General features: G+C 72.4%; 12 protein-coding genes. 4 read left to right on the top strand and 8 right to left on the bottom strand.

All coding sequences use genetic code 11. The features are described 5' to 3' along the window. Nucleotides 1–32 precede the first annotated feature (32 nt). Entirely contained in the window at nucleotides 33–776 is a 744-nt protein-coding gene (locus tag WME83_RS28275) for a hypothetical protein (RefSeq protein ID WP_437312808.1), read from the bottom strand. Between the two features lie 172 nt (nucleotides 777–948). Between WME83_RS28275 and WME83_RS28270 the strand changes: the two genes are divergently transcribed. The 4 genes from WME83_RS28270 to WME83_RS28255 all read left to right on the top strand — a co-directional run bounded on the left by WME83_RS28270 (nucleotide 949) and on the right by WME83_RS28255 (nucleotide 3,842). Then, on the top strand, nucleotides 949–1,428 hold the full coding sequence (locus tag WME83_RS28270; protein WP_437312807.1) for a hypothetical protein: 480 nt from the start codon (nucleotides 949–951) through the stop codon (nucleotides 1,426–1,428). 92 nt (nucleotides 1,429–1,520) lie between these two features. After that, a complete protein-coding gene (locus tag WME83_RS28265; RefSeq protein WP_437312806.1) occupies nucleotides 1,521–2,402 on the top strand; it encodes a TIGR02587 family membrane protein in 882 nt (293 codons plus the stop codon). Then, nucleotides 2,399–2,839, top strand: a complete 441-nt coding sequence (locus WME83_RS28260) for a hypothetical protein (RefSeq protein WP_437312805.1) — start codon at nucleotides 2,399–2,401, stop codon at nucleotides 2,837–2,839. The genes WME83_RS28265 and WME83_RS28260 overlap by 4 nt, the downstream gene beginning before the upstream one ends. 157 nt (nucleotides 2,840–2,996) lie before the next feature. Beyond that, on the top strand, nucleotides 2,997–3,842 hold the full coding sequence (locus tag WME83_RS28255) for a class I SAM-dependent methyltransferase (protein ID WP_437312804.1): 846 nt from the start codon (nucleotides 2,997–2,999) through the stop codon (nucleotides 3,840–3,842). A 108-nt stretch (nucleotides 3,843–3,950) separates the two neighbouring features. On the opposite strand, the gene WME83_RS28250 is transcribed toward WME83_RS28255, so the two are convergent. The 7 genes from WME83_RS28250 to WME83_RS28220 form a co-directional block, all read right to left on the bottom strand. Further along, nucleotides 3,951–5,276, bottom strand: a complete 1,326-nt coding sequence (locus WME83_RS28250) for a vWA domain-containing protein (protein ID WP_437312803.1) — start codon at nucleotides 5,274–5,276, stop codon at nucleotides 3,951–3,953. Next, nucleotides 5,273–6,631 carry an AAA family ATPase gene (locus WME83_RS28245; RefSeq protein WP_437312802.1) on the bottom strand — a complete coding sequence of 453 codons (1,359 nt, stop codon included), beginning with the start codon at nucleotides 6,629–6,631 and terminating at the stop codon, nucleotides 5,273–5,275. The genes WME83_RS28250 and WME83_RS28245 overlap by 4 nt, the downstream gene beginning before the upstream one ends. A gap of 169 nt (nucleotides 6,632–6,800) precedes the next feature. After that, complete coding sequence (locus WME83_RS28240; RefSeq protein ID WP_437312801.1) at nucleotides 6,801–7,394, bottom strand: hypothetical protein; 594 nt, start codon at nucleotides 7,392–7,394, stop codon at nucleotides 6,801–6,803. Between the two features lie 246 nt (nucleotides 7,395–7,640). Then, nucleotides 7,641–8,645, bottom strand: coding sequence for a hypothetical protein (locus WME83_RS28235; protein ID WP_437312800.1), 1,005 nt, complete (start codon nucleotides 8,643–8,645; stop codon nucleotides 7,641–7,643). A 153-nt stretch (nucleotides 8,646–8,798) separates the two neighbouring features. Then, nucleotides 8,799–9,836, bottom strand: a complete 1,038-nt coding sequence (locus tag WME83_RS28230) for a hypothetical protein (RefSeq protein WP_437312799.1) — start codon at nucleotides 9,834–9,836, stop codon at nucleotides 8,799–8,801. Between the two features lie 484 nt (nucleotides 9,837–10,320). Then, nucleotides 10,321–11,031 carry a hypothetical protein gene (locus tag WME83_RS28225; protein ID WP_437312798.1) on the bottom strand — a complete coding sequence of 237 codons (711 nt, stop codon included), beginning with the start codon at nucleotides 11,029–11,031 and terminating at the stop codon, nucleotides 10,321–10,323. 4 nt (nucleotides 11,032–11,035) lie between these two features. Further along, on the bottom strand, nucleotides 11,036–12,244 hold the full coding sequence (locus tag WME83_RS28220) for an epoxide hydrolase family protein (protein ID WP_437312797.1): 1,209 nt from the start codon (nucleotides 12,242–12,244) through the stop codon (nucleotides 11,036–11,038). Nucleotides 12,245–12,770: the final 526 nt, after the last annotated feature.

Genomic DNA, 12,770 nt, shown 5'->3' with positions numbered 1-12,770 from the left:
GCGGCGCGCGGGCGTCCCGCGGCGCGCGGCGATCACGCCCGTTCCGGCACCCCGGGCTGCCGGAGCACGCGCAACGGACCCTCGGACGACACCAGGCCGGCGAGCGCCGGGTCGGTCATCACCTCGAGGAGATCGCGCTCCGCGCCGTCGACCGTGCACCGCCGCCGCACGAGCCGGACGACCTGCGAGTAGTCCACGTGATCCAGGTCGTGCGCGAGCCCGAGCGGCTGCCACAGGGTGTGCCGGCCGTACCGGTGGGCGGCGCGCGGGTCGTACCAGCCGTAGTTGGCGGCGCGATCGCGGCTCCCGGCGAGGCGGTTGGTGAGCACCCAGTGCTTGCCGACGTTCTCGATGAGCCCGGTCCGCCCCGCGACCCGCTCCTCGACGCGGCGGTGGTGCTCCAGCATGCGCGAGGTGCTCGCCATCGTGGGATCCGGCGCGCCGATGCACGGCTGGATCCGCACCGTGGCCTGCTCCCAGACGAGGTCGCAGAGGCGGGTCGTCAGCATCGCGCACTCGAGCAGGTCCGCGATGCGCTGCGTCGTCCTGGCGGACGCGTTGATCCTCACGGAGTCCTGCGCGTCGCCGACGCGGAGCGCGTCGGCGCTCACGAGGAAGGTCGCGCGGTGCTCGCCGTGCTCGCTGTTCACCGGGATCCAGTCGATGGGCGCCAGGTGGCCGGCCTGCACGGCCTCCAGGAGGGCGTCCTCGCGCGCGGCGCAGGCGCGTTCGGGAAGGCGTGCGACGAAATCGGTGCCTCGCAGGACGTCGGTCATGGCTCCCCCTGAGCGAGCGCGGGCCTCGCTCGGGCCGCGCGGCGCCGTCCGGCCGGGCCGTCGAGCGCTGGCCGGCTCGCTCGCTTGATTGTGCGGAGCGCGCGAGATCCGCGCAAGCGCGCGCGGGTCCTGCGCTTTGCGCTGCTCGCCCGCTCGCCCTAAGCTCCGCCCCATGTCGCCCCCGGTGAGCCGTCCCTCCGGAGCGTTCCGCGCTTCCCGCCTCCTCCTCGTCGCCTGCGCTGCCGTGCTCGCCGCGCAGTCCGCCGGCTGCGGCTCCAGCTCGTCCCAGGGCCCCGACGCGGCCGCCGCCATCGCGTCGATCGACGCGCGCCTGCGGGGCAGCTTCCGGCTCGTCCGGTTCGAGCCCGAGGTCCCGCTCGAGCCGATGCTCGCGTCGATGCTCGAGTTCCAGTACGCGCACTTGATCGTCCGCTTCGACGGGAAGCGCATCCTCGCGGACTCGCCGGGTCTCCACGTCGACCGCGCTTACGAGATCCGCGATCCCGCGTGGGATCGGTTCAAGCTGATCTCCTACGACGAGGCGGGGATCGGCTACGAGGCGCTGTGCGAGTTCTCGGAGCAGGGAGAGCTCATCGTGTACGCCCAGACGCCGCCCTGGAAGGGCGTGGCCACGCTTCGACGGGCGCAGTAGCGGCGCGGGCGCAGCAGCGGGCGAGCCGCCGCGCCGCCCGGGCCTCCGCGCGGCCGACTGCCGGCCGGAGTTGGTGTACAAAGCGGCGCGACGTGGCTGAACCGAGAGCGCAGCAGAGCAGCGATCCGCACGGGTGGCGCCGCGAGGTGAAGGATCTGACCGCGGCGGTCGCCGGCGGGTCGATCGTGGGGATGCCCCTCCTGTACACGATGGAGATGTGGTTCCACGGGATGAGTCTCCCGCCGTGGCACCTCGGGGGGATCCTCGTGTTGACGCTGGTCGTGACGTTCCTGTGCTCGCTGGAGTCCGGCTTCCGGAACGAGGACACCCTCGTCGGCGTCGCCACGGAATCGGTGACGTCGGTCGGGATCGGCATCGTCCTCTCGGCCGCGATCCTGGCGCTGATCGGCGAGATCACCCTCGACCGCGCGCCCCGCGAGGTCGTCGGCAAGGTCATCCTGCAGGCGGCCGCGGTGAGCCTCGGGGTGGCGTTCGCGAACGCGCAGGTCCGGGACAAATCGCGCACGGGGGATGATCAGGAAGGGGAGAAGCCCCCGGAGGGGGATCCGGAGGCGCTGCAGCTCAGGGCGGACCTGCGGGACTTCTCGGCGGCGGCCGCGGGCTCGCTGCTGTTCACGTTGAACATCGCGTCGACGGAGGAGGTCGTGATGATCGCGTCGCGGCTCTCGCCCTGGCGGCAGCTCGCGATCCTCGGGGTGAGCGTGGCGCTCTGCTACGTCATCCTGTTCGCCTCGGGGTTCGAGCGACACGAGGTATACGTCAAGGGCGTGTTCCAGAGCCGGGCGTTCGAGACGCTGATGACGTGCGCCGTGTCGCTGCTGGTCGCGCTGGCGCTGCTCCTGTTGATCGGGGAGCGCGAGGCGACGAGCGACCTCCCGACGCTGGTGGCCAGCGTGGTCACGCTCGGCCTGCCGGCGATCGTCGGCGGCGCGGCGGGGAGGCTGGTGGTGTGAGCGCGGCGCAGGGGAAGGGGCAGGGGCCCGGCGAGGGTCGCGAGGGCCGGCGGATCGGAAGGCGCGTGGCCGAGTGGGTCACCTTCGCGGTCAGCGCGGCGTTGATCCTCGCCCTGGTCGTGTTCCTCGTGTACGAGGGGCTGACGAGCGCCGAGGGCTCGGTCGTGCCGGAGGTCCGGGCGCTGCCCGAGCGGGCCGAGCGGCACGGCGAGGTGTGGGTCCTGCCGGTCCGGGTGAAGAACGCGGGCAGGCAGATGCTGGGCGACCTCGGCGTGGAGCTCCGGTACACGCCGCCGGGCGCCCGCGAGCCGGAGCGCGTCGAGGCGACGATCGACTACCTCGGCAAGCGATCCGAGCAGGAGGTATATTTCTATGTGCCGGGCGATCCACGCGGCATGTCGGTCGAGGCGCGGGCGCTGCACTACCAGGTGAAGTGAAGGCCAGGCCGCCCTCCTCCGAGGGGCGCTGCAGCAGCGACGGCGGCACTGCGAGAGGCATGTAGGCCGCGTCCAGCGCGCGTCCGCCGGTCCGCCCCTGCGTCCGCCGGTCCGCCCCTCGCCCTTCCTCCACGCGCTGTGGTGATACGTTCGCGCCATGGATGCCGCCGCCCTCTCGCCGAACGAGCGCTTCCTGCTCGATTTTCACCGGTCCCATGCCGGGGCGACCTCCGAGTTCTTCGGCCCCGCTCGGACGCCTCAAGGCGGCGACTCGTACGACCGGCTCGCCGCCCTCGTCCCCGAGGGGGACGACGCTGTCGTGCTGGACCTGGGTTGCGGCGATGGCCTGCTGCTCGAGCGGATCCGCCAGCGCCGCGGATCGGGCGCGAGGCTGATCGGGCTCGACATGTCCGCAGACGAGCTGGCCGCGGCGGCGCGGCGGCTCGGGCCGGATGTCCTGCTGCTCAACGAGCGCGCCCAGGCGATCTCGCTCCCACCTGCGTCCGTCGATGTGGTGCTCAGCCACATGGCCCTGATGCTCATGGGCGATCCGGCGAGCGTGATCGTCGAGATCCACCGCGTGCTGCGGCCGGGCGGCGTGTTCTCGGCGATCGTGGACGGCGGGCCCGCGCCGAGCGACGGCCTCGCGTGCTTCGTCGCCTCCTTGCGCCGGATCACCCGCGAGGCGGGTCGACAGCACCTCGCGCTCGTCCACCCCACCTTCGCGTCGCAGGACGCATTGCTGGCCCATCTCGGTGAGGCCGCGGGGTTCTCGGGCGCGCGCATGGAGGAGCTGGCCGTCTCCCGACGGGAGCCTCCGGCGCGGCTCTGGGAGTTGATGCTCCTGACGTACGACATGCACGACATGGCCCAGCTCTTCCCCGGCGAGGTCGAGCGCGTGCGACGCGATTTTCTGGACGCCGTCGAGGCGCTCCGGGACGCCGAGGGCATGGTCGGGTGCTCCGTCGGCCTGCGCCAGTTCACCGCCCGGAAGCACGGATGAGCCGCCTCGGGGCGAAGCCTGCTTGCGCGATCGACACGATCGAGAAGAGGCGCCGTCCGAGTCCTCCCGGGCCACCGCGTGGGAGCGCCGCGCCTCGCGCAACAGCGCCTACCGCCGCGGCTTCCGCTCCAGCCACGCCCGCTCGCCCCACGGGCACGCGAATTCGAGCGGCTTCGTCAGGACCCAGAGCACCGGCAGCGGCGGCGGCGCCGGCGGCGTGGGCCCCGCGCCGTCCGTGAAATAGATCACGCCCGAGACCCGGCGCGCCGCCAGGAACTCCGGCGCGAACACCGGCCGCAGGTCGGTCCCGCCGCGTCCGGCCACGTCGCCCAGCCGGCCCTCGAAGGCGTACACGCGCGTCACCTCCGTGTCGCACTCGGCCACGGTGATGCGCGCGACCTCGCTCATCGCCTGGAGCTGCCGCGCGATCTCCTCCAGCTCGTCGCGCCGCATGCTCATCGACGTGTCGATCGCCACGAGCACCGACGGCTTCGCGATCGCCCGGGGCGCGTACGTCCTGCCGGGCACCTCGCCGACGCGGCCCGGGAAGCGCCGGTTCGGCCGCGCGTACGTGTGCACCGGGGCGCGCTCCCGCGCCACGAACATCCGCAGCGCGGTCTTCCAGTCGAGCGGGGTCGCGCGCGGGCCGAGCACGTCGGTGAGCTCCTCGATGAGCCGGCCGGGCGTCTTGCCCGCGAGCGTCAGGCCGGGCAGGTCCGCCGGGTCGCCGTCGCCCGCGAGCGCGTCCGCCTCCTCGGCGGCGCGCAGCAGGAGCTGCCGCGTCTGCTCCACCGCGCCCGGCTCCCGCGAGGGGCGGCGCAGCACGCGGTGGTCGTCGACGGCCTCGCCGCCCCGCTGCGGGAGCTTGCCCTCGCGCGCCGCGCGCACGAGCAGCTCGTAGCGCTCGAGCGTGCTCTGGCCGCCGCGCAGCCCGAGCGGGGCGTAGGGCTGCCAGCGGATCGGGTCGGGCAGCGGCTCCTCGATGTACTCGTTGGCCGACATCTCCAGGGCGAGATCCATGAGCTCGGGCTCGTCCGCGCCCGCGAACTTGGGGTGGCAGAGGTGCCCGAGCGCCACGTGGTGCACCTCGTGCAGGAGCACGCCGCGCAGGAACACGGGCTCGTTCATGAACGACTCCACGTTGACGTGGAGGAAGAAGCGGCCCTCGAACATCGAGACCGCCATGCGCTTCACCGACGGGTCCGCGACCGGCGCGAGCCGCGCGAGGATCGCCGCGTAGCAGGGATACCGCTCCAGAAACCCCGGATCGCGCACGAAGGCGTCGAGCCACGCCGCGAGCTCGTCCGCGGGCACCTCGCGGCGCTCCGTGCGCTCCGGCGCCTGCTTCGCGGCCTCCGGCGCCTGCTTCGCGGCCTCCGGCGCCTGCTTCGCGGTCCCCGGCGCCGGCTTCGCGGCCCCGTTGCCCCGCCTCATTGCGGCCGGATGGGCGTGACGCCGTGCTTCTTCAGCGCCCCCGCCAGCCGGAGGGCCCAGCGCTCCGGCAGCTGCGCGAGCAGCTGGCCCAGGCACGCCCGCGCGACGTTGCTCCGCCGCACCTCCACGAGCTTCGCCTGCTGGGCCAGGTGCGCCGACAGCGCGGTCACCACGAGCCCCACCCGGTGCTGCCGCAGCGCATCGGCGCGCCACGCCAGCACCTTCTGCTCGGCGGCGCTGCCCGCGTAGTTCTGGAGCAGCTCCTCGGGGCGGACGTCGATGAGCTGCGTCGCCGTCGCGTTGCCGCCGAGCGCGTCCTGCAGGCGCTCGCGGTGGTCGCCGGGCAGGTCGGCGAGCAGCGCCTCGAACGCCGCGAGCGACAGCTTTCGCTGCGCCGCGAGCACGCCGACCTCCGGCCCCTCGAGCAGCGGCGCGAGCCGCGTCGTCACCTCGTCGAAGCGGTCGGTCTCCCCGCGCTCGCGCGCGGCGCGCAGCGCCTTGCCCGCGGGCGACGTCGGCCCGTAGTCGGCCAGCAACGCGCGCAGGTCGAACGGCAGCCGCGTCGACCAGGAGTCCTTCGACGCGAGCAGGAGCTCCACCCAGCTCGGCGGCAGGTACCCGCCGAGCGCGTCGCGCAGCAGCACGCCGTCCGCGAGCTCCTCGGGGCGGAGCGCGCTCAGCACCTGCGACGCGTACGTCCAGGTGCGCGGCGGGACGTCGTCCAGGATGCGCTCGTGCGCCTGCGCCAGCGCGATCACGCCCGGGTGGATCCCGTTCACCTGCGCCCAGGCGAGCCAGGACGCCCGGTCCGCGCGGACGTTCAGGTTGAGGAAGCGCGCCCGGAGCGCGCGATCGAGCGGGGTCACCTGGTAGTCGGCCGACTCGGGGTTCACGGCGGCGAAGCACACCCAGCCCGCGGGCAGCTCGTACTCGTGCAGCCGCCGGGCGCTGAGCAGCTGGAGCGCCGGCTGCTGGATGTACCGCTCCGCCCGGTTGAGCTCCTCGAGCATCAGGATGCCGGCGCCGTCCTGGGGCAGCACCGACGGCGCCGCGTAGGCGGTCCGGTTGTCCCGGATGACCGGCAGGCCCACGAGGTCGGGCGGCTCGAGGAGGCTCAGGTCGAGCACGACCGTCGCGATGCCGAGCCGCTCGGCGAGCTGCCGGACGAGCTCGCTCTTGCCGATCCCCGTCGGGCCCTCGAGCAGCACCGCGCGCCGCGCGCGGTACGCGAGCTCGAGCACGGCCTCGAGCCGCGGTCCGACCGGGATGGGCGCGGAGCGCCCCTCGAGGAGAGTGGGTGGCGTCGCCGCGGCCGGCCTGCCCGGCGCGTTTCCATCGGATCTGGGCTTCGTCACGGAGATAGAGGAGGGTACGGCGCGAAGAAAGAACCTCCGAGGCCTGAGGCCCGGGAGGCTCGGCCTTTCCGTGCCCGGCGGGCTCTCGGCTCTCGTCCTGCCAGGTGGACCGGAGCTCTAGCAGCCGCTGCGCGGCCTGTCATTCGCCACGCGACGGCCGGCGGCGCGCTCAGGCGCCGAGGAGCAGCCCCAGCGTGGTCGCGAGCGCGGCGTCGTTCCACGAGGACAGCGCGCGAGGCAGGAGGACGGTCACGCGATGAGGCTGGCCTCCGCAGCTGCGCGCGCCCTCGTAGGTGCGCCCGGTCCGGGTGAGCTCGTAGCTGCATCGCCCGATGCGGCCGGTGAGCTGCCGGTCGTCCAGCCGGTAGTCGGAGAGGGCGCCGGCCACGAGGCCGCGCGCGCGGAGCCCTGCCTCCGCCCGGGTCACCGAGAGCTGGAGCGGCATGGCGCCGACGATGCCGCTCGCGGCCTGGCCGATCGCGGTGACGTTCACGGGCCGGTCGAAGGCGACGCCCCGGACCGCCTGCCCGTCGCGCCCGCCGTCCGCCGCGTACACGCCCAGGCTCACGTCCGGCCCGACGACGCGCCCCGGCTCGACATCGGCGCTCACGAGCTCGCCCCGGGCGGTGAGCAGGATGAACTCGCTCGGCCCCGCAGCACCGAAGATGTCCTGGCGCGCCGGGTGATCGGCGCCGGGCGCCGCCCCGCACGCTGCGGTGAGCGGCAGGGCGAGCGCGAGCGAGAGCACAGGGAGCAGCCTCATCGGCATCGCAGCACCTCCACGCCCGGTCGGGCACAGCGAACGTGAGGCCGGGGATGCCGGAGCGGTAGACGTCTGTACCGCGAGGATCGGATTCACCGGGCCGCATCCGTTCCCGATGGCTCCGCGGCGTCGGGGAGCGCCCGAGGGGCAACCCTTGCACGTGCGGCCCGATGCGGGCTGTGATGCGCTGTCGTCCAGCGACGCGCAACGGCGTGCCAGGCGCGCCATGGCGCGCCCGGCAGACCCTCAGCGCGGCACCTCGAGCGGGGCGCAGGTCGAGACGCCGGCGCCGACGATGCGGAAGCCGATGTTCGTCATGTAGTCGGGATCGATCGAGCCGTCCGAGGGCCGATAGCGGCTCACGTTGGTGGTCCGCGACGGGGACTGGAAGTCATCCGGCGCGGTGTAGAAGTAGAAGTCGCCACCCCAGAAGGAGAACGCCCACGCGCTGGGGGTCTCGATGCCCGGCAGATCCGTGGCCTCGAGGATCTCGCCGGTCTCCTTGTCGATCTCGGCGAGCTGGACCGGCGTGGTGGTGAAGAAGCCGAAGAGGCGTCCATCGCCCGTGCCGGTGAGCTCCGCCGAGGCGCCGCGCAGCGAGCCGCTGAACTCCCCGACCGGCGTCACCGACGCGCCGTCGATCCTCCCGAGCCCGATGCCCGGCAGGCCGGTCGCGCCCGCCACGAACAGCTGCTCCGCGTCCGGGCGGGAGAGGTCGCTCGAGAAGCCCATCCCCAGCCGGGACCACCCCTCCGAGAGCGACATGTCCGTGGGCTCGCAGCTCGCGTCCTCGGTGCTGACCTTGAACAGCGTGCCTTCGCTGTCGTCGCTATAAACGTAGTTGACCCACGCGACCGCGTCGCGATCGACCGCCATCGAGTTGGGATGCATGCTGGTTTGGCAACCCAGGACACCAATCTTCGTGAACTCCTTGCGATCGGGCCTGAAGCTGTAGAGCTCGTTGTCCTGCGAGAGCACGTACACGAGGGCCGCCCGCTCGATGCACCGGCTGTCGGCGTCCTCACTCGCGCCGCCCCCATCGCTCCCGCCGGTCCCGGCGCCGGCGCCGAACGTCTCGTCCTGGCCGCCCGCGCCGCTTCCGTCGCCTCCGCTGCTGCCGTCGCCGTCGCCGCCGCTGCTATCGCCGGCCCCTGTGGTCTGGCTGGTGTCTGCCGGGGACGTACCGTCGCCGGACGCGCTGCAGCCGCTCGCCGCGAGCGCCATCCAGAAGCACCATCGTGCGATTCGCATATCCGCTCTCCCTTCCGCGTGATTCGCTTCTATAGCCGCGAAGCGCGCGCCCGGGTACACGAAGTGGCGTTCTGGATGAAAAGGGTACCTGCGCTCTGAGATGGACAGAGGCGCGCGTCCGGGTCGAGCGGGCGTGAGCGGCGAGCGAGGTCATCAGGGGATGGCGACGACCTCATCGGACTGACAGCAAAAATACGTGGCTCCCTCGAGTGTCACTTCCCCCGCGGCGACTCCGCCGGTCGGGGCGCAGGTGCCGGGCTCGTTCGTGACCCACTCCGCCGTCATGCTCCCGAGCTCCAGGTCCGGCCCGGCGACGCACTTCTGCCCGGCCAGCGTCACGGTCCCGGCGCCGAGCAGCCGGCGGCAGCCGCCGTCCTCGTAGACCGACACGATCGCGGAGCACGCGCTGTCCTCGGGCGGATCGCACCCGCACGGCGAGCAGCTGCGCGTATCGTCGAAGCCCGTGTAGAGCGCTTGCAGCTCGGGGTAGTGCTCCGGGCATTTCGGCTCGCCCTGGCGGAGGTAGCGGATGCATATCGCGAAGCCCTCCGGTCGCTGCGCGGGGGAAGCGACGCACATCTTCGAGGGATCGGCGCATGCGTGCGCGTCGGCCGAGCCGGCGCAGCCCCGCGCCCGCACGCTGAACGGGGCAGGCAGCTCGGCCGGCGGCCCACCCGGATCGATGGTCGGCGCGCAGGGGCTCACCGTCGGCGCCGGGATGACCAGCGAGCCGAGCTCGCCCGAGGCGATCGGGGCGCACGCGCCGCTCCACCCGTCGGGGGCGTCGAACGACATGGGCGTCGTCCCGTCGCACGTGGCCGAGGCGCCCCCCCGGAGGGCCGGCGGCAGCTCGCAGGCGGGCTGCGCGCACCGGCATGTCGGGCAGCTGTGCGCGTCGGCGAAGCCGCCGTAGCCGTCGAACACGAGCTCTGGCGTCTCCGCCGGGCACTCCGGCGCTGAGGCCCCCTCGCCCCTCCAGAGCAGGATGGGATCGTCGAACCCGAGGTAGGGCAGCTCCACGCATGCGCCCTTGCACACGGTGCACGGCTTGTCGCACTCGTGAGCGTCCAGGCCGTAGCACGGGTCGTCGCACGAAAACATCTGGACGGGGCCGCCGTTCCAGCAGCCCGCGAAGCTCCCGGCAGCAGCGAGCGCGAGCGCAAGCGAGATCGGGTACTTCCTTGTCGTCATCGTCGTGGCCCTTTTCTGGCGTGTTTCGGTCCGGCGGTCGGAAGGGATCCCTTTACCGCGCTGACCTCTCGGCGCTGCCCCTCGAACCGCTCCTCGCGCTTACGCCGGTTCACGCCGACGGGCCCGCGCGGCCGGGGCGCGCGGCGCAAGCGTCGATCTGGAGAACGGAGATCGCGCACGCCGATTCCATACTTGGGTCGGTGAGGACAGGAAAGCCCAATCTGCTGTGAGCCCTCAATGCATCGGTGTCATTCCGGTTCGGCTCACGAAATTATCAATGTTCGTGCGTCGTGCGTCGCGTGCGAGAATCTCGCTCCGGATGGCGGAAGGCGTGTCGCAGGGGGAGCGCTCCCTCGATCGCGTTGGAACGTGCTGGACGTGAGGGGCACGGGCGGGAAAGGAACGTAGGATCCCGGGGAGGGAGGAGGACGGGCGGCTCGGCAGCAGCCCCGCACGACCGGCAACGAGCTTCGGCGCCGCGCTCCTATCGCTGCGATCGCTGGAGCGCGTCCACCGTATCCAGCAGAGGCCTTATCTGCGCGCGCTCCTCCTCGGAGAGCGGCGCCTCGTCGAGCTCGGCGCGCAGCGCGCGCGCCCGCGCCTCCTCGCCCAGGGCGACGGCGAGCTCGAGCCGGGTCGCGAGGGCGCGCGCTCGCTCGAGCGGGGCGTCCGCCTCCTCCTTCCGGGAGAGCGCCACGTCGAGCACCTTGGCGGCGGCGGCGTCGTCGTTCTTGAAATCGCGCAGCCGCGCCGCCGCGCGCAGCGCCCGGCCCAGCCTCGAGCTCGACCCGGCGGCCCCCTCGTCGTCGTCGTCCGGCGCGTCCCGCCGGATGAAGATGACCGAGTTGCCCGCGACATCGACCACCGTGAAGCGACTCTGCCCCTTCTTCATGCGCGAGATCCGGGGAAAGCCGGAGACCGGCACCTTGCCATACGCCTGCCGCAGGCCCTCCGAGAAGGTCTCGTGGAGGCGCTCGACCTCGGGGACGAGCACGAGGCACGTGCTGTATGCCTCCCTGGGATCCAGCCTCTTGAGACCCATGAAGTGCAGGTGGACGTCGCCGCGGCGCGTCGCCGCGTACACGTTCGGCGTCGTCTGCTGGTGGGTGACCTCGAAGCCCAGGGCGCCGTAGAACGCCAGGGTCTCGGGCATCGACACGCACGGAAGCACGGGAATCGTCGTCACCTCGCTCATGAGATCACCCCTTTTGCGCCGATCGCGCGCCCCCGTGGAAGCGGCGGAAGAAGGCGCGCACGTCGCCGATGAACAGGTCGGGCTCTTCCATGGCGGCGAAGGTGCCGCCGCGGTCGAACTCGGACCAGTGCACGATGTTCGTGTTGTCGCGGGCGGCGAACCTGCGGATCGGAGCGATGATGTCGCGCGGGAACACCGCGACGCCGGTGGGCAGGGTCGAGGGCTTCACCTCGGAGAGATCCGCGTCGTCCGGCGTGTCCGGGGTCTCCACGAAGGAGCGGGACGACGAGCCCGCCGTGTTGGTGAGCCAGTACAGCATCACGTTCGTGAGGATGCGATCGCGATCGATGGCGTCCTCGGGGGTGTCCTTGCAGTCGGTCCACTCCTTGAGCACGCCGACGATCCAGGCGAGCTGGCCGACCGGCGAATCCGAGAGGGCGTAAGCCAGCGTCTGGGGCCGGGTCGACTGGATCTTCTTGTAGCCGTACAGCTCCCGCAGGTAGGTTTCGGCCGCCTTCAACCGGGTTTGCTCGGCGTCCGTCAGGCCAATGAGCTCCTCGGGATCTCCGGACGGCCACGAGACGAGGCCATTCGTGTGCACGCCGAGCACGTGCTCGGGATCGACGAGGCCGACCTCGCGGGAGATCCACGTGCCCCAGTCGCCGCCCTGGGCGCCGTAACGCGGGTAATCGAGCCTTCGCATGAGCTCGGCCCACGCGCGGGCGATCCGGCGCGCGCCCCACCCGGCCTCGCGGGTCGGCCCGGAGAGCCCGTATCCCGGGAGCGAGGGGATGATCAGGTGGAACGCGTCCGCCGGGTCGCCTCCGTGGGCGCGGGGATCGGTCAGCGGACCGATGACGTCGAGGTATTCCACGACCGAGCTCGGCCAGCCGTGCGTCACGATCAGCGGCAGCGCGCCGGGCTCGGGCGAGCGCACGTGGAGGAAGTGGATCCGCTGGCCGTCGATCGTCGTCGTGAACTGCGGGTGCTCGTTCAGCCGCGCCTCGTGCCTGCGCCAGTCGTAGGTGGTGCGCCAGTACGCGGCGAGCTCCTTCAAGTAACCGAGCGGGACGCCGTACGACCAGCCCGCGGAGGGCAGCTCGTCGGGCCAGCGGGTGCGGGCGAGGCGATCGCGCAGATCGTCGAGCGCGGCCTGCGGGATGTCGATGCGGAAAGGTCGGATGTCGCTGTCCACGGGCAAGGGAGAGCTCATGCGTACGATGTAACGTACGATGTACGGTTCGTCAACCCGGGTGCGTTCGCTCGGTCGTCCTCGGTCGTGGCGGAGCTGCCGAGGCGATGCGGGCACGGCTGCCGGCATGCCAGGACTGAAAGCAGCCGTCGCAGGATCGAAAGGCGTCGGGGGCATCCTTAGGGGTAACCCCATGAAGTCGTCGGGGACGAACCCTGGCCCGCATCCTGCTAATCAGGGAGGACAGAGCGCCCGTGACGGCTTCCCCCCCGCCGTCGAATGGGCGCTCTGTTTTTTTGTGCTTCCGGTCCGGCCGGCGCAGCGCTCACCGAGACGCCGCCGCAACCCCAACCCCGGTGAGCACCCCTGGCTGCTTGCGCCCGACCCCGGTGCACGTGCCCAACCCCGGGTGAGCACTCGGTGCCGACCCAACCCCGGTGAGCGCTCCCGCCTGCGCGTGCCCAACCCCGGTGAGCGCTCCCGCAGACCGAACCCCGGTGAGCGCCCGGCGCCGGCGCAGACCGAACCCCGGTGAGCGCCCGGCGCC

The organism is Sorangium sp. So ce385, assembly GCF_051474135.1.
In the GTDB taxonomy this organism is placed as follows: Bacteria; Myxococcota_A; Polyangia; order Polyangiales; family Polyangiaceae; genus Sorangium; species Sorangium cellulosum_D.
This window is presented reverse-complemented; position numbering and strand designations above follow the sequence as displayed.